Origin of the sequence: Variovorax sp. 679, from assembly GCF_003952185.1 — a bacterium.
GTDB lineage: Bacteria > Pseudomonadota > Gammaproteobacteria > Burkholderiales > Burkholderiaceae_C > Variovorax.
Genome location: NZ_RXFS01000018.1, coordinates 16,901 through 41,477, shown reverse-complemented (window position 1 = coordinate 41,477; position 24,577 = coordinate 16,901). Strand labels below are relative to the sequence as shown.

19 protein-coding genes are annotated in these 24,577 nt (G+C 63.9%); 11 read left to right on the top strand and 8 right to left on the bottom strand.

The annotated features are described in order from the left end of the window. Nucleotides 1-3 precede the first annotated feature (3 nt). Both EJO71_RS31700 and EJO71_RS31695 read right to left on the bottom strand, forming a co-directional pair. Complete coding sequence (locus tag EJO71_RS31700; protein WP_125952614.1) at nt 4-3,144, bottom strand: efflux RND transporter permease subunit; 3,141 nt, start codon at nt 3,142-3,144, stop codon at nt 4-6. A gap of 13 nt (nt 3,145-3,157) precedes the next feature. Beyond that, complete coding sequence (locus EJO71_RS31695) at nt 3,158-4,369, bottom strand: efflux RND transporter periplasmic adaptor subunit (RefSeq protein ID WP_164546957.1); 1,212 nt, start codon at nt 4,367-4,369, stop codon at nt 3,158-3,160. Between the two features lie 138 nt (nt 4,370-4,507). Between EJO71_RS31695 and baeS the strand changes: the two genes are divergently transcribed. Together baeS and EJO71_RS31685 are read left to right on the top strand one after the other, a co-directional pair. Beyond that, nucleotides 4,508-5,899 (top strand): sensor histidine kinase efflux regulator BaeS, encoded by a 1,392-nt coding sequence (baeS, locus tag EJO71_RS31690; RefSeq protein ID WP_206169066.1) that lies wholly within the window; start codon nt 4,508-4,510, stop codon nt 5,897-5,899. Nucleotides 5,900-5,901: 2 nt separating this feature from the next. Continuing rightward, nucleotides 5,902-6,603, top strand: a complete 702-nt coding sequence (locus tag EJO71_RS31685; protein ID WP_125952646.1) for a response regulator — start codon at nt 5,902-5,904, stop codon at nt 6,601-6,603. A gap of 118 nt (nt 6,604-6,721) precedes the next feature. Here the strand turns inward: EJO71_RS31685 and EJO71_RS31675 are convergent, their stop codons facing one another. From EJO71_RS31675 to EJO71_RS31650, 6 genes are all read right to left on the bottom strand, one after another. Further along, on the bottom strand, nt 6,722-8,107 hold the full coding sequence (locus EJO71_RS31675) for a hypothetical protein (RefSeq protein WP_125952612.1): 1,386 nt from the start codon (nt 8,105-8,107) through the stop codon (nt 6,722-6,724). After that, nucleotides 8,089-9,261, bottom strand: coding sequence for a DegT/DnrJ/EryC1/StrS family aminotransferase (locus EJO71_RS31670; protein ID WP_125952611.1), 1,173 nt, complete (start codon nt 9,259-9,261; stop codon nt 8,089-8,091). The genes EJO71_RS31675 and EJO71_RS31670 overlap by 19 nt, the downstream gene beginning before the upstream one ends. Further along, complete coding sequence (locus EJO71_RS31665) at nt 9,258-10,214, bottom strand: Gfo/Idh/MocA family oxidoreductase (protein ID WP_125952610.1); 957 nt, start codon at nt 10,212-10,214, stop codon at nt 9,258-9,260. The genes EJO71_RS31670 and EJO71_RS31665 overlap by 4 nt, the downstream gene beginning before the upstream one ends. Before the next feature lie 24 nt (nt 10,215-10,238). Next, nucleotides 10,239-11,003: a hypothetical protein gene (locus tag EJO71_RS31660; protein WP_240651585.1), complete on the bottom strand. Its 765-nt coding sequence runs from the start codon at nt 11,001-11,003 to the stop codon at nt 10,239-10,241. A gap of 8 nt (nt 11,004-11,011) precedes the next feature. Next, nucleotides 11,012-12,409, bottom strand: coding sequence for a glycosyltransferase (locus EJO71_RS31655; RefSeq protein WP_240651584.1), 1,398 nt, complete (start codon nt 12,407-12,409; stop codon nt 11,012-11,014). A gap of 247 nt (nt 12,410-12,656) precedes the next feature. After that, entirely contained in the window at nt 12,657-13,661 is a 1,005-nt protein-coding gene (locus EJO71_RS31650; protein WP_125952607.1) for a hypothetical protein, read from the bottom strand. A gap of 490 nt (nt 13,662-14,151) precedes the next feature. On the opposite strand from EJO71_RS31650, the gene EJO71_RS31645 reads away from it, so the two are divergent. The 9 genes from EJO71_RS31645 to EJO71_RS31605 all read left to right on the top strand — a co-directional run bounded on the left by EJO71_RS31645 (nt 14,152) and on the right by EJO71_RS31605 (nt 24,232). Next, complete coding sequence (locus EJO71_RS31645) at nt 14,152-14,757, top strand: TnsA endonuclease N-terminal domain-containing protein (protein ID WP_164546956.1); 606 nt, start codon at nt 14,152-14,154, stop codon at nt 14,755-14,757. 47 nt (nt 14,758-14,804) lie between these two features. Continuing rightward, nucleotides 14,805-16,685: a DDE-type integrase/transposase/recombinase gene (locus EJO71_RS31640; protein ID WP_164546955.1), complete on the top strand. Its 1,881-nt coding sequence runs from the start codon at nt 14,805-14,807 to the stop codon at nt 16,683-16,685. Nucleotides 16,686-16,692: 7 nt separating this feature from the next. Further along, complete coding sequence (locus tag EJO71_RS31635) at nt 16,693-17,646, top strand: TniB family NTP-binding protein (protein ID WP_164546954.1); 954 nt, start codon at nt 16,693-16,695, stop codon at nt 17,644-17,646. Nucleotides 17,647-17,760: 114 nt separating this feature from the next. Then, nucleotides 17,761-18,297: a hypothetical protein gene (locus EJO71_RS31630; protein ID WP_125952603.1), complete on the top strand. Its 537-nt coding sequence runs from the start codon at nt 17,761-17,763 to the stop codon at nt 18,295-18,297. Between the two features lie 515 nt (nt 18,298-18,812). Then, a complete protein-coding gene (locus EJO71_RS31625; RefSeq protein ID WP_125952602.1) occupies nt 18,813-19,295 on the top strand; it encodes a type VI secretion system tube protein Hcp in 483 nt (160 codons plus the stop codon). 164 nt (nt 19,296-19,459) lie between these two features. Then, nucleotides 19,460-21,601, top strand: a complete 2,142-nt coding sequence (gene tssI, locus EJO71_RS31620) for a type VI secretion system tip protein TssI/VgrG (RefSeq protein ID WP_240651583.1) — start codon at nt 19,460-19,462, stop codon at nt 21,599-21,601. Beyond that, nucleotides 21,594-22,562, top strand: a complete 969-nt coding sequence (locus tag EJO71_RS31615) for a DUF4123 domain-containing protein (protein ID WP_125952601.1) — start codon at nt 21,594-21,596, stop codon at nt 22,560-22,562. Before tssI ends, EJO71_RS31615 begins: the two co-directional genes overlap by 8 nt. Nucleotides 22,563-22,623: 61 nt before the next feature. After that, on the top strand, nt 22,624-23,685 hold the full coding sequence (locus EJO71_RS31610) for a hypothetical protein (protein WP_125952600.1): 1,062 nt from the start codon (nt 22,624-22,626) through the stop codon (nt 23,683-23,685). Nucleotides 23,686-23,689: 4 nt separating this feature from the next. Beyond that, nucleotides 23,690-24,232 carry a hypothetical protein gene (locus tag EJO71_RS31605; RefSeq protein WP_125952599.1) on the top strand — a complete coding sequence of 181 codons (543 nt, stop codon included), beginning with the start codon at nt 23,690-23,692 and terminating at the stop codon, nt 24,230-24,232. The last annotated feature ends 345 nt before the right edge of the window (nt 24,233-24,577 follow it).

Below are 24,577 nucleotides of genomic sequence, written 5' to 3'. Positions count from 1 at the left end.
CTTTCATGCCTCAGGCAACGCGGTTTGCGTGGAAGCGGGCGCTTCGGGTTTCTTCCTTTGCGCGAAGAAGCGCCGGATCACGACGAAGAACAGCGGCACGAAGAAGATGCCCAGCGCGGTTGCCGTGGCGATGCCGCCCAGCACGCCCACGCCGATGGCGCGGCGGCTGCCCGAGCCCGCGCCGGTGCTCAGCGCCAGTGGCAGCACGCCGAACATGAAGGCCAGCGAAGTCATCAGGATGGGCCGCAGCCGCAGGCGCACCGCCTGCAGCGTGGCCTCGACCAGCGCCATGCCTTCGTCCTGCAGCTGCTTGGCGAACTCCACGATCAGGATCGCGTTCTTCGCCGACAGCCCCACCGTGGCCAGCAGCCCGACCTGGAAGTACACGTCGTTCGACAGCCCCGCCAGCTTCGTCGCCAGCACCGCGCCCAGCACGCCCAGCGGCACCACCAGCATCACCGAGAACGGCACCGACCAGCTCTCGTACAGGGCAGCCAGGCACAGGAACACGAACAGGATCGACACTGCGTACAGCAGCGGCGCCTGCGAGCCCGAAAGCCGCTCCTGGTAGGAGCTGCCCGCCCACTCGTAGCCGATGCCCTGCGGCAGCTGCTTCATGATGCGTTCCACCGCATCCATCGCCGTGCCCGAGCTCACGCCCGCGGCCGGATCGCCGATCAGCTCGAAGGACGACATGCCGTTGTAGCGCGACAGCTGCGGCGAGCCGTAGGTCCAGCGGCTGCTGGCGAAGGCCGAGAACGGCACCATCTCGCTGCTGCCGTTGCGCACATGCCAGCTGTCGACGCTGTCTGGCTGCATGCGGAAGGGCGCGTCGGCCTGCACGTAGACCTTCTTCACGCGGCCATTGTTGATGAAGTCGTTCACGTAGCTGCCGCCCATCGCGCTCGAGAGCGTGTCGTTGATGTCCGAGGTCGAGAGGTTCAGCGCCGCGGCCTTGCGGTCGTCGATGTCGATGGCGAACTGCGGCGTGTCGTCCAGGTTGTTGCTGCGCACCTGGCTCAGAGCCGGGTCCTTCCGGGCCAGCGCCAGGAATTGCTCGCGCGCCTGCACCAGCGCCTCGTGGCCGATGCCGCCCAGGTCCTGCAGCTGCACGTCGAAGCCGGCGTTGGAGCCCAGGCCGCGCACGGCCGGCGGCAGCATCACGAACACGTTGGCGTTGCTGGTGCGCGCGGCCATGTCCATGGTGAAGCGGCGCGAGAGCGACGCGGCATCCTGCGCCTTGCCGCCGCGCTCGCTCCAGTCCTTCAACGTGATGAAGGCGTTGCCCGTGGCCTGGTCGCCGCTCAGGCCGGTCAGCGTGATGAAGTGGCTGACCTCCTTCTGCGAGGAGAGGTACTGCTCGAAGCTCTTCATGGTCTGCTGCAGCTGCTCGTCGGTGGCGCTGGCGGGCAGCTTCACTTGCGCCATCAGCGTGCCCTGGTCTTCGTCGGGCAGGAACGACGTGGGCAGGCGCATGAAGGTCACGCCCAGCACGCCCACCAGCAGCGCGTACACCAGCAGGCTGCGCTTGCCGCGCCGCAGCAGGCCGCCGACGCCAGAGCGGTAACGATCGGCGTTGCGCTCGAAGTTGCGATTGAACCAGCCGAAGAAGCCGCGTTTCTCTTCGTGGTGGCCGGCCTGCACGGGCTTGAGCAGCGTGGCGCACAGCGCCGGCGAGAGCGTGAGCGCAACTAGCACCGACAGCAGCATGGCCGCGACGATGGTCACCGAGAACTGGCGGTAGATCACGCCCGTCGAGCCGCCGAAGAAGGCCATCGGAATGAACACCGCCGACAGCACCAGCGCAATGCCCACCAGCGCACCGGTGATCTCGCCCATCGACTTGCGCGTGGCCTCCTTGGGCGAGAGCCCTTCCTCGGTCATGAGTCGCTCGACGTTCTCCACCACCACGATGGCGTCGTCCACCAGCAGACCGATGGCCAGCACCATGCCGAACATCGTGAGCGTGTTGATCGAATAGCCCAGCAGCGCCAGCACGCCGAAGGTGCCCAGCAGCACCACCGGCACCGCGATGGCGGGCACCAGCGTGGCGCGCAGGTTCTGCAGGAAGAGATACATGATCAGCACGACCAGCACCATCGCCTCGGCCAGCGTCTTGGCCACTTCCTCGATGGAAATGCGCACGAAGGGCGTGGTGTCGTAGCCGACCACCGCCTTCATCTGGTTGGGGAAGAAGGGCGACAGCTCCGCGAGCTTGGCCTTCACCGCGTTCGACACCGTGAGCGCGTTGGCGCCGGTGGCCAGCTTCACGCCCATGGCGGCCGCAGGCTTGCCGTCGAAGCGCGAGCTGATGGTGTAGCTCTCGCTGCCGAGCTCGATGCGCGCGACGTCGCCCAGCCGCACGATCGCGCCGCTGCTGCTGTCGGACTTCACGATCACCTCGCGGAACTGGTCGGCGGTGCGCAGCTTGCTGCGCGCGGTGATGGTCGCGGTGAGCCGCTGGCCGGTTGCCGCCGGCAATGCGCCGAGCTGGCCGGCCGAGACCTCGGTGTTCTGGCTGGTGAGCGCGGTGGTCACGTCCGAGGGCATCAGCGAATACTTCTGCAGCTTCGCCGGGTCGAGCCAGATGCGCATGGCGTAGCCCGAGCCCAGCGTCTGCACGTCGCCCACGCCGTCGATGCGGCTGACCACGTCGAGCAGGCTGCTGGAGATGTAGTCGCCGATGTCGGTGGCCGAGGCGCTGCCGTCCTGCGAGATCAGCGAGACGATCATCAGGAAGTCGGTGCCCGACTTGGTGACCGTCACGCCCTGGTTCTGCACCGACTGCGGCAGCTGCGACTCGGCCTGCTGCAGCTTGTTCTGCACCTGCATCTGCGCCACGTCGGCGTTGGTGCCGGCCTCGAAGGTCAGCTCGATGCGCGCGGTGCCCGACGAGGTGCTGCTCGACGACATCGAGACCAGCCGGTCGAGGCCCTTCATCTTCTGCTCGATCACCTGCGTGACCGAGTCCTCGATGGTCTTGGCCGACGCGCCTGTGTAGGTCGCGTTGATGCTCACCTTGGTGGGCGCGATGTCGGGGTACTGCTCCAGCGGCAGCGTGCTGATCGACAACGCGCCGGCCAGCATGATGACGATGGCGATGACCCACGCGAAGATGGGCCGGTCTATGAAGAAGCGTGCCATGTGCGGTGGCTCCTCAGCGCGCGGTGGCGGCGGTTTCGGCGCCGGCCACCGTGGTGGCATCGGAAGCCGCCACGGCCTTCACCGTGTCGCCCGCCTTCACCTTGAGAGAGCCTTCGACGATCACGCGCTCGCCGGCCTTCAGGCCCTCGGTGACCTGCCAGCGGTTGCCGACCGCGCGCGACACCTTCAGCGAGCGCTTCTCGACCTTGTTGTCGGCCGTGACCACCAGCGCCGACGCATCGCCGCTGGCCGTGCGCGTCACGCCCTGCTGCGGCACCAGCAGCGCCCCTTCGGCCACGCCTTCTTCCAGCACGGCGCGCACGTACATGCCGGGCAGCAGCGTGCGCTCGGGGTTCGGCACCAGGATGCGCAGCGTGACCGCGCCGGTGCCTTCGCTCACGGTGACGCTGGAGAACTGCAGGCGTCCGGCGTGGGCGTAGGCGGTACCGTCCTCCAGCAGCAGCTTCACCGAGGCTTCGCTCCTGTCGCTGCTGCCCTTGAGCGTGCCGGCCGCGAGCTCGCGCTGCAGCCGCAGCAGCTCGGTGGTCGATTGCGTCACGTCGACATAGACCGGATCGAGCTGCTGCACCGTGGTGAGCGCCGTGGTCTGGCTGGCCGTGACCAGCGCGCCCGGCGTGACCGTGGAGGCTTCGATGCGCCCCGCGATGGGCGCCGTGATGCGCGTGAAGCCGAGGTTGATGCGCGCCGTGTCGAGCGCGGCGCGGGCCACGCCCAGCTCGGCCTCGGCCTGCTGCAGCGTGGCCTGGCTGTCTTCGCTGGTCTGCTGGCTGACGGCCTCGATCTTCGCGAGCTCCGCATTGCGGCGCGCCGTGACCTTCGCGGCGTTGACCGTCGCTTCCGATTTCGCGACGCTGGCCTGCGCGCTCGCGTAGGCCGCCTTGTAGCTGGCGGGGTCGAGCTGGTAGAGCACCTGCCCGGCCTTCACCAGCGCGCCCTCCTCGAACAGGCGCTGCTGCACGATGCCGCCCACCTGCGGGCGGATCTCGGCGCTCAGGCGGGAGCGGGTGCGCCCCGAGAGTTCGGTGGTGACGGGCTGGTTCTCGGGCTGTACCGTGACCACGCCGACCTGCGCTGCGGGAAGGCCCTGGGGCGGTGCGGAAGAAGAGGAAGAAGAGGAAGAAGAGCCGGAGCATCCCGCGACAGCGCCCAGCAGGCCGATGGCCAGGGCGCACGCGAGGCCGGTGCGGTTGAAGCGGGAAGACATCATGTTCGGAGTTCCAATCAGGTTGGAACTCATGGTCTTCAGGGAATGTGGAGCGAATGTGGAGGTCCCCGCGGCGTGCACGGCCATGGGGCGGCGATGCACCGCGCGGGCCTCATCTGGCTTATCTTGTGGCCCTTCATGATGAAGATCAGCATCACCACCAAGCTCTTTCTCGCCGTGCTGGCCACCGCCGTGCTGGCCGTGGTCGCCATGGGCGCTGCCTCGCGCTGGAACTTCGAGCGCGGCTTCGTCGGCTATCTCAACGAACAGGGCGTGGAGCGGCTCGACGCCGTGGTGCCGAACGCCGCCGCGGCCTACCGGCTGAACGGCAGCTGGGACTTCCTGCGCGACAACCCCCGCCCCTGGTTCGAGATCATGCGGCCCGCGCCTTCCGCGTCGGGCGAACACTTCGAGCCGGGACGTTCGCCTGCACTGGTGTCCGACCTGACCGGTGCCGTGCTGCGCATCTCGCTGCTCGATGTCGACAGGCGGGTGATCATCGGCTTCAGGGACGTGCGCAAGGGCGCCGTCGAGCGCGCCGTGGTGGTCGACGGCAAGACCGTGGGTTGGGTCGTCATGATGCCGTTCCAGAGCGTGAGCGAGGCCGGCGACCAGCGCTTCCAGAAGAACCAGCTGCGCGCGAGCTGGGTCATCGGCAGCCTATGCGTGCTGCTGGCCGCGGGCATCGCGTGGTGGATCGCGCGGGTGCTGCTGGCGCCCGTCAAGCGCGTGGCGGCGGCCACCCACCGGCTGGCGGCGGGCGACTACGCGAGCCGCGTGGCCGTGGCCTCGCACGACGAGGTGGGGCAGCTGGCGCGCGACTTCAATTCGCTCGCCAACACGCTGCAGCGCAACGAGCAGATGCGCCGCGAATTCATGGCCGATGTGTCGCACGAACTTCGCACGCCGCTGGGCGTGCTGCACGGCGAACTCGAGGCCATGGAGGACGGCGTGCGCCGCCTCGACGCGCAGGCCGTGCGCTCGCTGCAGCACGAAGTCGGAATGCTCAACCAGCTGGTGACCGACCTCTACGACCTGTCGATGGCGGATGTGGGCGCGCTCGCCTACCGAAAGGCCGACGTCGACGTGCGCGACCTGCTGGAGCCGAGCCTCGATGCATTCCGTGAGCGGCTGGCCTCGGCCGGCCTGCGGCTGGAGCTGGTGCTGCCGGTGCAGCCGCTCGTGGTGTTCGCCGACGAGCGCCGCATGCAGCAGCTCTTCAGCAACCTCGTGCTCAACACCTGCCGCTACACCGACGCGGGCGGCGCGCTGCGTATCGAGGCTCGCGAGGACGGCGACATGATCGCGATCGATCTCATGGACTCCGCCCCGGGCATCGACGATGCACTGCTGCCCCGCCTGTTCGAGCGCTTCTTCCGCGGCGAGGCTTCGCGCAACCGCGCCAGCGGCGGCGCGGGGCTCGGGCTGGCCATCTGCCGCAGCATCGTGGAGGCGCACGACGGAACCATCGAGGCCAAGGCTTCGCCGCTGGGCGGGATGTGGATCGCGATCCGCCTGCCGAGGGCATGAAGATGACGACTGCAACGACGAACGACACACCGGCGGCGGCCCACATCCTGATCGTCGAGGACGAACCGCGCATGGCCGCGCTGCTCGCCGACTACCTGCAAGCATCGGGCTACACATCGCAATGGATCGCGAACGGGCTGGAGGCGGTGCCCTCCGTGAAGGCCCGGCAGCCCGACCTGGTGCTGCTCGACGTCATGCTGCCCGGGCAGGACGGCATGAGCGTGTGCCGCGAACTGCGGCAGTTCAGCGAGGTGCCGGTGATCATGCTCACGGCGCGCGTCGAGGAGGCCGACCGGCTCATGGGGCTCGAGATCGGCGCGGACGACTACATCTGCAAGACCCCGTTCAGCCCGCGCGAGGTGGTCGCGCGCGTGAAGGCGCTGCTGCGGCGCAGCGGCTATGCGGCTCGCGAGGTGTCGCCGCTGCAGATCGATGCGCAGGCCTACAAGGCCGCGTGGCAGGGCGCGCCGCTGGATCTCACGCCGGTCGAGTTCCGCCTGCTGAAGGCGCTGGCCGATGCGCGCGGCCGCGTGCTGTCGCGCGACAAGCTGCTCGACTTCGTGCACGCCGACCAGCGCGCGGTGACCGATCGCGTGGTCGACAGCCACGTCAAGAACCTGCGTCGCAAGCTCGACGCGGCGAGCGGTGGGCAGGAGCTGATCCGGTCGATCTACGGGGTCGGATACAGGCTCGATTTACCGTGAAACTCCCCCAGGCTTCGCGCACTTCGTGTCGCTGCGCCAACCCCCTCGCCGGGGGCGACACCTGCGGCCCGGCGAAGCCGGTTCCGCGGTGTCTTGTGAATAGGCCGCGTCGGACTCCCTAGCCGTCGGCGTCGCGCGCGAGGCTGCGCTGGTTCCATGCGTGCATCGATGCGGCACGCTGCGGCGTGTATTGCGTGGGGAAATGCACGAAGTGGCTCTCGCTGGTCGCGTAGATCACGGGAGCATCGAGCGACAGCGCATCGACCACCTGCGCCTGCGTGATGAGGCCGCGCGCCCTGAACGCGTTCGCGAAGTAGGTCTGGTCGCCGCCGTTGGCGTGGATCGACGAGCGGTCGGGCGCATTCTCGATCTGCTGGCAGACGTCCTCGACCAGTGCACGCATCGCGGGCGTGTTGCGCACGCCGACTACGCTGGAATTCATGTTCCACGCGGTGTGGTCGTTGCCCACCAGGGCATCGCGTCCCTCGACCAGAGGTTCCATGCGCAGCGAGTGGTTCATCGCGACGATGTCCGCGTCGACCCACAGCAGGAACTCGTGCTCCGCGAGGTGGCGCCGCATCACGTGCGGCTTGGCCCACGATCCAGTCAGCCCGTTCGCGAACTCCGGCACCTTGCGGTAGAGGTGGTAGCCATAGCCGTGGCGCAGGCAATAGCGCGCGAAGCTCTCTTCGTGGATGCGGCCGTAGCTCGCGATGTGGTGCGTGTAGATGCTCACGAAGGCGATGCGCGCGCCAGGGTTCAGGTGCAGCTCGTCGCCATCCGGCTGCGCGGCTTCGGCGAGCGCGAGGCAGGGCGGGCGTTCGCCGGCGGCCAGCGCGGCGGCCTCGTCGACCAGGTTCTGCACGCCGCGGAAGTCGTAGTCCAGCGTCGGCGTCCACCGGTTGCCGGGGCCCGCGCGGCGCCAGGTGGGCGCGTCGCTGGCCACCAGCGGCCGCACGTTGCGGATGGAGTCGTGATAGCCGCCGCCGAGCCAGCTGGCCTGCACGTTGGGGTAGACGCCGCTGGGCAGCGCCAGGCTGCAGGGGCGGGGCGGAAAGACATGCGCCACCAGCGCGTTCTCAGGCTGCTCGTCGTCTTCCAGGATGCGTACTGCCCAGTGGGAGACATGGTCGACCAACTGGCGCACCTTCTCGCGCACCTCGGCCGTGTTGCGCAGCACGAGCATGCTGGTGTTGCAGAGCGTGTCGTCGTCGGGCTGCGCGCTGACGAGCGCGTCGATGCCATCGAAAGTCTCTTCCAGCGCACGGGGTTCGTAGACGACCGCGAACTGGTCGAGCACCAGCAGCAGGCTGCCTTCCCCGATCCGTGCCAGGTGGTGGTAGATCGCGTGGTACCGGAAGAAGACCGGCTGGCGCGGGCCCCATACGTGGGTGCTGTCGACGACGTGGTGCGCATAGCCATGCCGGCGTGCATAGGCCGCGTGGTTCTCGACCAGGCCCGGGACGGGGCGGGTCGACAGCGTGGTCAGGACGGTGGCTGGCATGTCGTCGGATGCTGATTGCCCGGGGCGCGGGCGGCTTGCCGTACGGCGTCGATGATGTACCCGATTTCCTCGTCGCTGAGCATCGGGTAGAGCGGCAATGAAAGCGAACAGCCGGCCAGCCTTTCGCTGTTCGGCAAGGCGCCACGGTCGCCGTGCCAGGGCCGCAGTGCCTCGTGCAGGTGCAGCGGCTGCTCGTAGTAGATGCGGGTGGCGATGCCCGATGCGGCCAGCTTGGCTGCGAAGTCTTCGCGCTCGCGCGTGTCGGGCAACTGGACGACGAAGTAGTTCCATGCGTGGCCGGCCGAGTCCCGCGGCAGACGCATCGGCAAGTCCGACCATGCTGCCAGGTAGCTCGCGGCAATGGCGCGCCGCCGCGCGAGGTGCACCGGGAAGTCGTCCAGCGCGGCGTGAAGCAGGCAGGCCTGCAGTTCGTCCATGCGGCTGTTGTGCCCGAGGCAGTGATGTCGGCCGTCGCGGTAGCCGTGGTTGCGCAGCAGCCGGGCCTTGCCGGCGTGGAGCGGATTCCTGAAGGCCAGGGCGCCCGCGTCACCGGCGGCACCGAGGGTCTTGGTCGGATAGAAGCTCATCGCGGCAGCGTCGCCCCAGGTGCCGGCATGGCCCGCTGCAGCGTCATCGCCGGCCTGGGCACCGAGGCACTGCGCCACGTCCTCGACCAGCAGCAGTTTTTCGTCGCGGCACCAGGCGACCAGCTCAGGCAGGCCGCTCGCATCGCCGAACAAGCCGACCGCGAGGATCGCGCGGGTGCGGGGCGTGCGGGCGTTGCGGAAATCCGCGAGCGCCGGCAGGAAGTCGTCCGGCGCGCTGTCGACGAAGACCGGACGTGCGCCGGCGGCGAGCACCGCTTCGGCGCACGCGACGAAGGTGTAGGCCGGCACCAGGACTTCGTCCAGCGCGTCGCCGCCGCCCGCGCTTCCGATGCCGAGGCTCTTGAAGGCCAGCAGCAGCGCTTCGGAGCCCGATCCCACGGCCACTGTCTCGCGGCCCTGCAGCAATGCCGACAGCCGCACCTCCAGTGCCTGGACCTGCGGACCGAGGATGTACGTGCCGCTGCGCAGTACGTCGGCGAAAGACTGGGCCAGGCGAGCCGCCATCGGTTCGGCGGAAGCCGCCGGCCGGAACAGCGGGATCTTCATGCGTGCAGTATCTGGCAGGCGCGGGTGACGGCGGCCAGGCCGTCTGCGCCCGACGCAATGCGGCTGGGCTGGCCGAGGATGGCGCGCCTGAAGCCCTGGTACTGCCGTGCCAGCGCATCGTCGGTGCCGGCTGCCATCGTCGATTGCGTTCCGCCGCGCAGATCCAGCCATTGCTCCCGGTGGCCGTCGCACAGCTGCAATCGGGCCGCCGGCAGGCTGCCGTAGCCGCTCTCGAATTCGGCGACCAGCGCATCCAGCCGCACGCGGGCGCGCACGCCGTGCGCATCGATGTGCAGTGCGAGCAGATCCAGCGGTGCTTCGGCGGGAATCGCGCACAGCCAGGCGAAGAGGTCGAGGTCGTGCACCATCAGGTCGAGCACGCTGTCCCTGGCCGTGGCGATTCGGGTCGAATGGCGGCGGAACCGCATGAACGGACGCGAACCCTCGCGATGGTTCGCGGCCGCATTCCTCACCCGCTCCAGGAACGCTTCGTCGTCGAACGCGGGGTTGAAGCGTTCGATGTGCCCGGTGCTCAGGGTGACACCGCATTGGCGCGCGGTGCGGATCATCAGGGCACCGTCATTCCGGTCGGTGCAAAGCGGCTTCTCGACCAGCACGTGGCAGCCACGCCGCATCAATGCCATTGCGACCTCCGCGTGCGCATCGTCGCTGGTGGCGATGGTGGCCGACGCGATGCCCGACGGAATGTCGTCCAGGCTGCCAAGCAGCGGCAGCGCCCCAAGCTCGCCGGCAGCGCGGGCCGACGGCGAGCAGTCGACCAGGGCACGCAGATGGAAGCCGTTCAGGGCGAGGAGCTTGCGGGCATGGACGCAGCCGAAGCGGCCGAGGCCCACGACCGCATGGGCCAGCGGAGCGTCGGGCAGGGGCGAAGCTGCGGGCGCAGCGATGGTGGCCGTACTGTCGTCGTCGATGGCGAGTGCCGTGAATGACATCGAGGCGTCGATGGCTGTGCCGGCTCAGCGCATGGCCTCGCGCAGCCGGTCTGCCACGGCCTGCAGGTGCGAGCCGCGGATCACGTGCTTGTAGACGCCGGCGGCGACGCGTTCTTCGCCGAAGATCTCGAATGCCGGTTTGCTCGCGGGCGGCTGCGCCAGCTCGTAGCGCGTGGGCTGCGCGGCGAAGAGGCATTCGCGGCCGTAGGCCTGGGTACCGAATTCGGCGATGAAGCCCGCCAGCTCTTGTTCGAGCTGGCCGCCGAAATGGCGCGCATAGCCGTGCATGTCGTCCAGCTTGGCCTGCAGCTCGTTCGCGTCGAGCTCGACCATGACATGGCGCTCGGACGCCAGCCGCGCCGGCGGGCTGGGATGGCCCACGGTGGGGTATCCGAGCGAGACGACCTCGTGGCCGCGTGCCGCCGCGTGCGCGGCGACCTGATTGGCCATCAGGCGGCACATGTCGTGCGACGGGTTGTAGTCTTCCGCTTCGTCGGCGACGATGCAGTCGATTCCCTGCTCGACGACGTGCGCGGTCAATGTGCTCACCCACTGCGTGAAAAGGCGCGAATCGCCTTCGAGCAGCGCGCGGTAGATGTCGGCATCGGCAACCGGCTGCACCACTTCCGGAATCCAGCGCGCGCCAGCGCGCGCGAGGTTGTCGACCGTCGGCTCGAGCCGCGGTACGCCGGTAGACCCGGCGCCGTTGGTCAGCACCACGAAGTCCGGCCGCTCGTTGCGCAGCCACTTCCACAGCAGCAGTTCGTGGCCCGAATGGGCTGCGATCACCAGCGGCTTCATGCTTGCGGCCCGCCCGGACGGACGAGGGTCGAGATGCGGCGCAGCGGTTTGGTCACGCGCCACGAACGGCTGGCGTAGACCTCGCGCAGTTGCGCCTGGAGCAGGGCGAGTTCGGCCTGAGCCCGCCGGGCCTGTTGCTCGGCTTCGGTCAGCCGTGCGCTGCAGTGGGCATTCGACTGTGCCGCATGCTCCGCCTGCCGCTGTGCCTCGGCCTGCAGCGCTTCGATGCGGGCCTGGTACATGTGCTGGTGGTCGTTGAAGGATTGCTGGAGCCCCGCGACGTGCTGGTGCAGCGATGCAATGGTCAGCTGTGCCGCCGAAGGATTGCCGCGCCGGATCCAGTCCTGCATGTAGCGGGACATCTCGTCCGCCCGCTGGTTCGCTGGAACCTCGAGCACCGGATGCTGCCGGACCGTGCGCTGCACGCAGCTTTCGAGCGCACCCAGCGTGGCGTCGAGGCTGCCATGCGTGCGCATCCATTCGCCGGCCCGGGCTGCATCTTCGGCATCGTAGCGGTCGAGCTCGGCGCCCACGCTCTCCCGCGTGATCTGCCGGATCAGCAACGCCCGGCCGAAATTCCAGCGCCGCGTATGGGCCACGGTCGCGGCCGTCACCATCTCGCCCATGCCCCAGACCGGATCGAGCACAACCACCGCGTTGCCGGTGCACAGCGCCTCGGTGGCGCAGCGGCCCTTGCCGAAGACGATGTCGTAGCGGCCGAGCGCCTCGGCCGGATCGGGCAGGTGGTTGCCGGTGCCGCTGCCGATCACGTCCAGCGACAGTCCGCGCTGCACGCAGGCGGCACGGATTTCCTCGAGCTGCGCGTTGTGCGAGGCGTAGTTGCTGAAGAGGAGTGCGGTGCGAGGCCGCTGCGGCAGTTCGCCGCGCTGGGTAAAGCGCGACAGGTCGACGCCGTTCTGGATCAGCTCGATGCGCTCGCGTTCGATGCCGAATTCGTGCACCAGCCGTTGCGCGCAGTTCTCGTCGACCGCCACATGGCGCACGACCTGCGCGAACTGCGCGGGGCGCCCGTGATCGTCGCTGCGGTCGTGGCAGATCGTGATGACCGGCACATCGTGGAAATGCAGCAGGGCGCGAACCGTCTCGTGGTGTGTGTTGCCGACGATGATGTCCGGCCGCGCCGCCATGTCCGCCAGGTCGGTGACGCAGGCGATGGAGGCGAAGCGCAGTTCGTTCGCCATGTCGCCGAAGGCCGTCGCGAAGATGGTGACGGCGTGCCCGCGGCGGCGCAGCCACATCGCCAGGTCACGGGTGAACATCTCGGCACCCGTGCGATGCAGCAGGTAGCACATCGCCAGGAGGATGTGCAGGGGCTTGCCCTGCTGCGGTGCGTCGTCCGCAGCGGGTGTCGTCGTCGCTGTGTCGCTGTTCAATCGAGCGCCGGCGCGCCTGACCGCATCCAGAAGTTGGTGAGAAAAATCGGCATCCGTCATCTGAAATTTTCAGAAGTCAATGAGAAAAATTCAGAAGTGAATGAGAAAAATTGGGTGTCTTCGAGATTTTTGCGATTGTGGTCGAGATTCCAGATAAATGTGACGTTTGCGGTGGTTTGCGGCCTCTTGCATCACTGGAACTCCGAAAATTGCTGGGTGACAGGACTACTTGTGGTGGCGGCGACACTCATACGTTGCTCGGTTGGGCATCGCTCTCCCTTGGGGAATCAGCTTGCTCGACGGTCGCCTCGGTTAGAACTGCAATCAGGTCGGGTGTGTCCATCACGTGCGCTCGTAGTGCACCGCGTTTTGAGGCGGGACGTTCATGACTGCATATGTCCACGATCAACAGGTAGAGGGTCTTGCCTCCGAAGCTGACGAACGGGACCAGTACGTCGCTACCGGCAAAGGGAAACTGCAAGTCTTCGGGACAGGTCCGGTAGATCACGAGATAACCCACCAGTTGGTTGAAATCTCGCGTGTAGGTCATCAGTTGATTCACGCCATGTTTGATGTACCGAGTACCACGCGAAGAGGCATCACCATCGAAGATCTTCGCGTCCAGAACCAAGTCGGGAGACACGAGGTCTGCTTCGCCGGAGGCTGACTGCGGCTCGATGTGAAAGTCCAGACCTTGATCAAAAAGATAGGCGTAGAGGTGTCTGGCCAGTGCTCGTTCGCCGTCCGCTGCGAGTGAATGGGCGATGTCTCGCTCGAACCACTCCACTTTGCGTTTGTATTTGATCAGCAACGACAGGACAGCGGCTTGCTGATCGAGCGATTCATCCAGGTTTTCATAAAACGGTTCTAGAAAATGCTCGCGAAACCCATCCAGCATCTCGTCGGTCTTCCCGGTGCGCACAAACCCGCGCCCAATCATGATCTCCGGCCCAAGTCCCCCTCCTAGAGGTTGCTCAATGCAGTGTTCGATCACGCGGAACACAAAGGCCGATGCTTCGCTTTCGTGAGCGAATATCGGGATTTGCCCGTTTTGCAGGGCTGCGAGGTCATCAGCATGGTCGGGAGCCTCTGCCTTTCGCCGCGCAAGAATCCCAGCGAGTAGGGGCTGCGCTTGAAGGTAGTTCCAGAACTGGATGAGCGAGCTGTGAAAGATCTTGGGGTTGCAAGAGTTCAGGCGACGGACCCGCTTCTGAAGTTGGAACCGTTGTTGCTGGAGGTAGTGGGAATCCATAGTCAGAAGTTGAGTCGGAAGGTCTTGCCTAAGCTCTCAACGGTACGTTCCAGGTCTGCGATAGCAGATGACACCTGACTTCGCACCTTTCGGCACTCATTCATATGGTCGTTCAGTTGAATGTTCGCCTTGCAGCCACGGCAAATCAGGACGTCCCTAAGTCGTGCATCCCGATAAAAGATTTTCGTGGCAAAGCGGCATTCGGGACACTCGACATCAAATGAGAAGCGGTCGATATCAATCATTGTGATTCCGGCGAATGAGCAGGGACCCTAAGTCTTCCGAGGCGAGGATGGCTCTCAGCGCCGGAGTTCCAAGAATGGGCACATGCTCTGCTGGTCAAGTGCGTTGTTCTTGTTTCTAACACGAAAGATTTGGTTCCGACCAGATGCTTGAGTCGTGAACTCACGCCGTCAAAAGAATATGAGAATATTGAGCATCTCTCGGGGGAGAAGATATGCCGGTACGAAGGATCCCCAGGAACTACCTGGTGGTGACGGGGCGCATGCACACGCGCCATTCGGAGGAGCTTCAGGAGTTCGAGTCGCTGCAGGAGAAGGACTATGTTCTCCTGCTGGGCCCTGACGATGACATCCTGAGTGTCGAGGTCCAGCCGGTGCGAATTCCGGTGAAAGGTGTGCGCAACGGGTACGTGCCCGATGTGCTCGTCCACTATCGCAAGGAGCTGGGACGTCCTTCAGAGCTGACCGAGGTCAAGACCCGAGAGGACCTGGAGGTCAACAAGGAGAAGTACGCGCCCAAGTTCAAGGCTGCCGAAGCGTACTGCGCAGAGCGTGGTTGGATCTTCATCACGAAAAGCCAGGAAGACTTCCCGCAGCAGCGGCTCAAGAACATTAAATGGCTGCGCGGCTACCTGAGGTATCCACCGGATGCCGCGGCGTCGCGTCGGCTCCTTGCCTGGCTGGCCGAGCAAGGAGAAAGCTCCACCGTCGGGGAATTGCTGGACGCGCATCCAGACGAGGACGGAGAAATGCTCCATCACTTCTGGAGCTGTGTCGCGCACCGCAGGATCCTGCTGGATTTGGACGCTCCCATGGAACTCGATGCGTGGATCGTTCCGGGCGCCGAGCCATGACCGATCCTCGCCATAGAGCCGCTCCCCTGCTAAAGCCGCGTGAGGGCATGGTCGTCAAGACCGAGGACGACAAGGAGTTCGTCATCCTGCGGTTCGTCGGCCTGATGAAGGTGATGGCGAAAGAAGTGGGGACGGAAGAGCTGGCGACGCTGGATCTGGACGAGCTCGGTTTTCGTGAGGTTTTCAGGCGAGGAAAGAAGATCAAGGTGGCCGAGCAGGTCAGCCTTGACGACGTGGGCTCGCATGACTGGGAGATTGCCGAGCATCGCCGCAAGATCCTGACGCCGCTGCTGGTCATGAAGACGGTCTCGAAGGAGGCTCGGGAGCAAGCCTGTGCCGAGCTTGAGATTTCGCAGGCGACCCTCTATCGGTTGATGCGCGATCTGTACGAGACGCAGTTGCTCTCGAGCCTGCTTCCTTACCGGCCGAGCGGCGGGCGAGGAAAGAATCGCCTTTCTGAAGAACTGGAGCACGTGATCCAGGACGGCATCAAGAACCACTATCTCACCGGGCAGAGGATCGGCAAGAAGGCCTTGGTCGAAAAAATCGAGGCAGACTGCGCGATCGCAGGCATCAAGCCGCCGGCGCCCAACACGATTCGCTCGCGCATCGACGAAATCGAAGAGAAGAAGCGAGCCAAGAAGCGCAAGGGCGAGGCCGAGGCGAGGAAGTTCGAAGCGAACAAGACGCCAGGCAGAGGCAACAAGTTGCCGGATGCTGACTATCCACTTGCCATCGCGCAGATGGACCACACGCTGCTGGACATCATCGCTGTCGATGACAAGTATCGAAAAGCGATCCGGCGCGCGTGGATCACGGTTCTCATCGATTGCTACAGCCGTGTCATCCTGGGGTTCTATGTGTCCCTCGATCCGCCGTCGAGCTTGTCCGCGGGGCTGTGCATCACGAACGCCATCCTGACCAAGCGCCAGCGCCTTGAGGAACTAGGTCTGACGAACCAGGTCGACTGGCCGTACTACGGCGTCATGGATGTCGTGCACATGGACAACGCCAAGGAGTTCCGAGGCAAGCTGATCGAGTTCGGGTGCAAGGAGCACCATATCGACGCGCATTTCCGTCCGGTCAAGAATCCCAAGTACGGCGCCATCATCGAGCGTTTCATGGGTACGCTAGCCACCAAGATCAAGGCGCTCCCGGGGGCCACGTTCTCGAACCCCAAGGAAAGAGGTGAATACGACTCGGAGAAGACGGCGACCATGACCCTCACGGAACTGGAGTCATGGCTGTATCTGACCATCGAGAAATACCACCTGGAGAAGCACTCGACATTGGGCATGCCACCGGCGCAAAAGTGGAAGGAAGGCATCCTGGGCACGAGGACCAAACCAGGGCGAGGACGACCGGCCCTAATTCAGGATGCGGAAAAGCTGCGGATCGATCTGCTTCCATTCCAAGAGCGGGTCATTCATCCTGAAGGCGTGGTGATCGATCGCATTGTCTATTTCCACGACTGCCTGAGGCCGTACGTGAATATCAAGGATCCGAAGACCAAGACGAGCGTCTATCACCGCTTCGGCCGGGATCCTCGCGACGTCAGCGTGCTCTATTTCCGGGACCCGATCCAGAAGCAGTACGTGCGGATTCCCTATGCGGATCCGAGCCTGCCGCCTGGGATCAGCCAATGGGAGTATGACGCTGCACAGCGTATCCAGGAGGATGGTGGCGGGAGGCTTGAAGACACACGCGCCGTGATGGCCATCGTGTTGGAGCAGCGTAGGCGCGAGCAGGAGAGCGCGGAGACGACCAAGAAGGCCCGTCAAAACATGCAACGGCGTGCCGAGCATGAGAAGGCGCGTGAACGCAGGTCTGTCGAACTGCCGCGCTCCTCGCAGATGGCGCCTACTTCGCCGCCGGACGCGATTGCGGGATACAACCCTGACGAGATCTTCCCGATCGAAGAGGAATAGGTACTGCATGCCCAAGAAGCCGAACTCGTCAACGCCGAGCCCGTCGCCACCGAACCCGTTGTACCCTCACCTCGGCAAGGAGGCGCTCACGCTCATCGATGCGTCTGCGGTCGAGCGAAGGAATGCGATCTTGATGGGATCGTGGATGGCTCTGGCACCCTCGGTGAAGGCGCTGGAATTCATGGAGTTCCTGCTCACTCACCCGCCTTCCACGCGCCCGCCAAACCTTCTGCTTGTGGGGGATTCGCACAGTGGGAAGTCGACGGTGCTCGAGCGCTTCGTGTCCCTCCACAGTCCGGTCGTCTCTCCGGAAGCTCCGACCTCCATCGTCGACGTGGTCGTGATCACGTGCCCCCCGGAACCCGACATCAACGCGCTCTATACGAACATCCTGGATGCATTGCTGGTCCCATACAAGCCGAATGCGCCGGAGCCAGCAAAATACTCCCAAATCAAGCTCATGTTTCGCAAGGTCGACGTCAAGGTTTTGCTGATCGACGAGATCAACAATTCCCTGCAAGGGCACCAGTTGCAACAGCGGCAGTTCCGCAACGCGCTGAAGAATCTGGCGCACGACACAAAGGTGCGCATGGTGACCGCGGGCACCTACGACGCGTTGAACGCACTGACGATCGACGAACAACTGGGCAGTCGGTTCGAGACGATGTACATGCCTCGATGGAAAAGTGCCAAGGAGGTGGGCACGTTGCTGGCGACCATGGAGAAGCGGATCCCGCTGAAAAAGCCTTCCGATCTGAAGTCGGTAGCCATGCTTCGACTGATTCAAGAGCGCGCCGAGGACTCCCTGGGGGACATCTGCTCGCTCGTGCGCAACGCGGCCGTCAAGGCGATCGATACCGGGGACGAGCAGATCACTGAAGCGCTGATCAACGACCTGGTCTGGACTCCGCCGTCCAAGCGCAGGCGCAGCGTTCAACCAGGCGTGCAGCCGTCGATCTGAAGCCATGCGCGGACTGACGCCATCGCTCTGGCCGGTCCGCTACAAGCCCTTTCCCGATGAGCTGACTTCCAGCTGGCTGGTGCGGCTGACCGCTGTCACTGGTGCGGTGAGGCCGTGGCCTACTTCCGGATGGACTTCGGGCTGGATGAAGCGTCCGGCGAAGTACCGATGCGAAGTTGCCATGCCTGCGGTGCGCGTTATGACGAGGCACCTCCAGTGTTGGGCGATGGCTATAGTCGCGAGGGCATGGAGTGGCTGGTGTCCCGGCAGGAGTTGTTCGACCTACAGCAAGGTCTTGAACTTCCAGGCCTGGACTGGTCGGAGTTTGCGGTTCTGCGACAGACGCTGAAGCTGTTGAGCAGCACCTACCCGAACGTGAATCTGCACGATCACCTGTTGGCCGAGCTGGGTGTGGATGACCCTGGCCTGACGCCGGGGCGTCTGCTCTTCGAAGTCAGGCCAACGCTGGAGCGTTTTCATCTCCTTCAGCTCGGAGCGTGGGTGATGTCGGATGTGGAAGGGACCTTTCGACGTGCCTGGAATGCGCGTGCCTTGCGTTACAACCACCTTCTGAAGGATTTTGACAATGCACCGGAGTGGTTTGTCGGTATCGCCGAGAGCATGCGTGACTGGCGTTCCAGAACCCGATAGCTGCCGCGATCATGGCTCGCAATCTGGTCTGCCTGGCGCGCCAATTTTTTGGGTATCAAGGCTATCGCAGCGCGCAAACGAGGGTTCGTCCTAACGCATTCGACAGGTCCGGTTGTGCTCGCTTGTAAAACTCAGGGGCTGGAGCAGCCGGAACCAATACCGTGTACACGCGGTTCGTGGGGGGCGAAGAGCAGGGACATGTGGCACAGAGTGCGCAGATCCATTGCGTCAACAAAGAGTCGTGCCAACGCTCCACGAGCGGATTCGCCCGGACCTGCCTCTCACTCCTAAAACAAGAGGGTTATTACCAAGAGAGGTTGACCGATGGTTAGTAAGTTTGCTCACTTTCCGCTTTTCCTCCCGGCCTTTAGAGTTCTTCCAATTACAAGAAAGTAGGGAGGAAACGATAAATATTCGATCTCAGAATCGAGGTTTGTTGGTCAGACCTACTCACTCCGATGTTGCGGCCATCGCCGCATTCTTTCTTTTTTCGGACACACAGTGAGTCAATCATCATGGCAGTAGATATGTTCATGCGCGTCGAAGGCGCGAACGGTGAGTCGAAGGACTCGAACCACAAAGAGTGGACGGACATCAAGTCGTTTGCGTGGGGCGCAACGCAGCCCGGCAACATGGTCAGCGGGGGAGGCGGTGGCGTCGGCAAGGCCAGCTTCAACGACCTGCAGGTCCTGGCGCGCATCGACAAGGCTGCGCCGTCCGTGCTGAAGAACTGCGCAAGCGGCAAGCACCTGAGCAAGGTGGAAGTGTCGGTATGCAAGGCTGGCGGTTCGCAGATCGAATACACGCGAGTCACGCTCGAAGAAGTGCTGGTCACCTCGGTGCAGTACACGGCCGAGCAGGGTTCGGATGCGGTGTTCGTGCAGTACGCCTTCCAGGCTGCGAAGGTGAAGCAGCAGTACTGGGAACAGACCGACAAGGGTGGCAAGGGCGCCGAGACGGTTCTGGCCTGGAACATCAAGGAAAACAAGGAAAGCTAATCTTTCCTTGTGCATGAAACGGGAGCGAGTCGCTTCCGTTTCGTCGAGCCGCAAAAGCCGGTTCGTTGTCTCGACTTTCTTGTGTTGATCCGAATTCCAGGGAGAGTGCCATGCCGACAGGCGCAGCGCGGACCATCCGTGTGCTGACCGCCTCCTGTGCCGCCATGCCCACGCTGGGCGGGCAACCTGCACTGGAGCCCATCGCCATTGAAGGCGATGAAGGCCTTAGCAAGCTGTTTCGCTACACGCTCACATTCGCCACGCCCGAGCAGGCTGGCTACAACGAGCGGCAGGCCGCCAACGTGAACATCAAGCAGCTCGTGGGCGAGACGCTCACGGTGCACATCGTGCTCGACGGGCGCCCCGGATCCGGTGACGGCAAGCGTCACATCTCCGGCCTCGTGACGCGCGTGCGCTTCCTGCGCCTGGAAAACCGCCGTGCGCTCTACGAAGCGGTGATCGAGCCCTGGCTCACCTTGGCAACGCGCACGAGCGACTACCGCATCTTCCAGCACAAGACCGTGCTCGACATCCTCAGCGAGGTCCTGTCCGGCTACGACTTCGCCCATGAAGTGAAGGCCACCCGCAGCTATCCGGTGCGCGAGTTCCAGGTGCAATACGGCGAGAGCGACTTCGACTTCGTCGCGCGCCTGATGTACGAATGGGGCCTGTACTATTACTTCGAGCACGCCGAAGACAGCCACAAGCTGGTGATCGTCGACGACATGTCTTCGCATCAGCCGTACGCGGATGCGGGCTACCAGAAGATTCCCTTCTATGGTGCTGACGACACCGTGCGCGCGGAGCACTGCGACCGCTTCAACGCCTGCGAGGAGCTGCAAAGCGGCCGTTGGGTGACGGACGACTTCGATTTCAAACGCCCCAGGGCCAAGCTGCAGCAGATCAGCGCCATGCCGCGCAAAACCGCTCAGAACAGTTGGGAACGCTATGGCTGGCCGGGCGACTACGTGGTCGAGTCCGAAGGCGAGCAATTGGTGCGCACGCGCATGGAGGAAACCGGCGGCCAAGGCGAGCGCGCCAGCGGCTCGGGCAACCTGCGCGCGGTGGTGCCGGGCTGCCTGATCACGCTGGATCGGCATCCGCAAGACGAATCCAATCGCGAGTACCTTGTCACCGATGCGCATCTGCGGTTGCAGGATATCGGCGATGCGAGTGCGCAGCAGGAGTTCGAGTGCCGCGTCGACTTCGACGTGATTCCGTCGAGCAAGGTCTTTCGCGCACCGATGCCACCGGCGCCCAGGCCACGCACCACGGGCCCGCAGACCGCCACCGTCACGGGTCCGGCCGGGCGAGAGATCTGGACCGACGAGTACGGCCGGGTGAAGCTGAGCTTCCACTGGAACCGCTACTGCACGAAGGACGAGAACAGTTCGTGCTGGGTGCGTGTGTCCTCGCCTTGGGCCGGCACCAACTTCGGTGGCATCCAGATTCCGCGCATCGGCCAGGAGGTGATCGTCGACTTCGAGAACGGCGACCCCGACCGGCCCATCGTGACGGGCCGCGTCTACAACGCGGACAACATGCCGCCCTGGAGCCTTCCTGCCAACGCGACGCAAAGCGGTCTGCTCACGCGCAGTTCGGAAGGTGGCAACGACACCAATGCCAATGCCCTGCGCTTCGAGGACAAGAAGGGGCAGGAGCAGGTGTGGCTGCATGCCGAGCGAGACCAGGACATCGAGGTTGAGAACGACGAAACCCATTGGGTCGGAAACGATCGCAGCAAGACCATCGATCACGATGAGGTCGTGCAGGTAGGCAACAACCGCAGCGAGACAGTCGGTCATGACGAAAGCATCCGTATCCGCAGAAATCGCACAGTCAGTATCGGAGGAGTCAAGGCGGAAAACGTGGCACTGGGCAAGACCGAAACCATCGGCCTTGCGAAAGCGCTGACGGTCGGCCTCGGCTACCAGGTCACCGTCGGTGCTGCGATGAACACCTCCGTCGCGCTCTCGCAGACCGAACAGGTGGGAAAGTCCAAGCAGGTCGATGTCGGCGAGACATTCGGGATCACAGCCGGAAAAGTCGTCGAGATTAACGCGCAAGACGCGTTTCGGGTTCAGGTCGGCGAAGCACGCCTTGAGATGAACAAGAGCGGCATCGTCGTCATCACGGCGCCGCAGACAACCATCGTCAAGGGCGGCGGAGCCCAGCTCACGATCGGTCCCGGGCCGGTGCTCTATACCCCCGTCCTGGTTCCAGGATCCAAACCTCCTCCAGCCCAGTGCCTGCGAAAGATGGCCGCCAACAATGTTCCCTTTGTGAAGCAGGAACCCCATGCCTAGGAATGTGGAAAGCGAGATCGACGATCCTCCAGCGCTGTCCGCGGCAGCGTGGGGTCTCGTCGATGCCGCGATGCAGCTGCGCACCCCCCTGTTTGCCGTGATCGATGGCGCTCGGTACCGAGATCTCCCCGGCCTGCTCAAGACCCTCGAAATCGATCACCAGTCCCTGTTCCTCGAGCACGCGGACAAGGAAGTCGAGGCCGCCTCCGGCTGGCTGGCATCGATTGCCGGGAAGACCGAGTTGATCCGGCTCCTAGAAGCCTCGGATCCGGCGTGCGGCTCTCTCGTCATCTGGACATGCGCACTCGGCGAGAGCGCCTTGCACCGACACCTGCGAACCCTGAACCTGGTGCAGATTCCGGCCGAGGAAGCCGTCCCAGGCCATGAGCCGCCCGAGGAACAGGAGAGTCCCGGGCGGGAGAGCCTGATGTACGAGAGCGTTCTCTTTCGCCACTGCGATCCGCAAGTCCTCGCTTCGCTGCTTCCGCTCCTGGACACGCCGCAGCTCAGCCGGATTCTCGGGCCTTGCGAGCACATCCTGTTCCATGCATCCGGCCGTGGCGGCCTTCGGTCGGTTTCCCGACCTGCAGACCGCAACATCGTCCCCCGAGGCCAGCTGCGCATCGCGCCGGAACAGATTCAGGAACTGAAAGAGAACATGGCCGATGTGCAGCGCGTGCAGATCAGGTCATACCTGCGGCAGGTGGCGGGCGATGCCTGCGCCGCCATGAATGACCATCAACTCGGGAAGTTCGTTCTCGACTGCGAAAGGAATGGACGTGCGCTCGGCCTGACGACCATGCGCGCCCAGCAGTTCTGGGCCTACATGCTGCTCAACAGCCGGGGAAGCATTGCCGAGGATCCGGAAGTGCTGGACTACATCGTTTCCGACCCCGACCAAGGCACACCGGACGACAAGATCTACAACCTCATGAGCGAACTCGCAGACACGCAGACTTGAAAGCCATGCAGGTTCGCGACGAGATCCGCAACAACCAACATCCAACAGCGCCAGGATACTCATGTCGAAAAAGAAGAAGGCCGCCGCCGCCGCGAAGAAGAAAGGCGGAGGCGGCCGCAATGCGAAGGCCGCCAAGGCCGCGGCCGCTCCCGCGGCGCCTCCCAAGGTGTGTGCCGCGTGCGACTCCACCAAGGCATACAGCGTCGCATTCAGAGTGAAGGATGTGGACGACCGCCTGTGCATCGGGATGTACTACACGGTGCATCTGAAGAATTCGGGTGAAACGATCTTCGGAACCATCGCGGAAACCGAGAAGTCGGAAGAGACCGCAGGCTTTACCTCGCGGTACTTCACTGACGATGCGGATGAAACCGTCTACCTGTACATGGGGCATCGCGAGACGGCCGATGGCTATCCGGAAACCCGTGCGGCCGCACCCGATACCACGGACGAGGCGCCGTTGTGCCAGGGCGTCGGCAAGGTCAAGCCGGTCGCGGAAAAAGTCACCTACGACGTGAAGACCCAAAGAAAATGGAAGCCTTGGAAAGCATCCTCGACGTACAAGGGAATTCTGGAGACCGCGGAGGGGCGGGTCGCAACCCAGTATCCGTCGCCCGAAGGCGGCAATGACACCATCGGGATCGGCCACAAGATCACGGATGCCGAGATCAAGAGCAACCGATTCACGCAAGGCGCCTGGAAGCAACCTCTCGACGATGCTCAGATGAATGCCTTGCAGGACGAAGACATCGAGAAGAACGGCGGCAAGAAGATCGGAAACAATGTCTTTGTTCCGCTTTACCCGTATGAAGTCGATGCGATCCTTGATCTTGGTTTCAATGGCGGACCAGGCGCCTTGACGTCATCGGCATCCTCGCTGTTCGATGAGAACGGGAACCAGAATCCCGCCAATACGAACAAGCAAAACCTGTCAGAGCTCCTCAATCGCGGACGCTATTCCCTTGTGCCGGACTATCTCAAGACCCATTTCAATACGGCAAACAAGAACTGGATGGGAGGGGTCCAGAACCGCCGGGACATGGATGCCCGTATGTTTTCCGGCGATACCACCAACGGCTACACGATGATCACCACACACCACGGCACAAAGGTGAGAAAGTGACCCCATGATTGGAAGATCAAATTTCTTTTCCCCGGGTTCGGGCCGTCTCGCAGCGCTTGCTCTTCTTTGTTTCTGCATCCTCCCTGTTGCTTCGGCCTCCTCTACTTCGGGCTTTTACCTTGAGACCCTGAACAGGCCGATAGACCTCAAGGCGATTGCCCGCTCCGACAATGGCAAGGCTGTGGGCATGAAGGCGAGTCTCGGCCGGTCGTACTTGAAATACCCTTCATTCAAGGGGAAGCTCGAGCTGAGTCCCTACGACAAATTCGATTCGCACAAACTGCCGCCGGCGCTTTCAAAACATTTCGCAACGCAGATGGATGGTGCTGAGATCTATCGAGTCGGCAATGCTGGAGAGTTCATCGAGAAGAATCCCCTGAGGACGCTGATACCGAAGGACAAATCTCTCACCTTCGTGACCATTCTGGATGGCATGTATGTCGACGGGAAAAGTGCCATTTGGATCTGCATCCTCTCAAACCCGAGCATGGAGAACTTTTATGCGACGGGACTGGGACATGAGCGTTGCGATGCGTTTAGAAGATGATGTGAAGGCAATTCCTGTTGTCGCCGCGGGACTAAGGTGGCGCAAATCTGACCTTTAGATCGTCTTGCGAAGGCCCTTGGAATGCCGACCCGCTTCCTCGCTTCCCGAGCAATGCTGTTCGTGAATCGCAAGGGGTTACCGTACACGCCGGGAGTGGACAGTTGCATTCCTCGACGTTGCTTGCAGCTCATCGACAGTGAGCAGGTTTCACATGCAGCCTCACGAGATCGCAAGACCGACACGGTGTGCAGCTCTTTTACTGACAGCAAATCCCAGCTAGCTTGCATTTGTCGAAGTCGCGTGTAGAGAACGTCATGACCTCGGTTAAATTGCGCCTCGGTACTT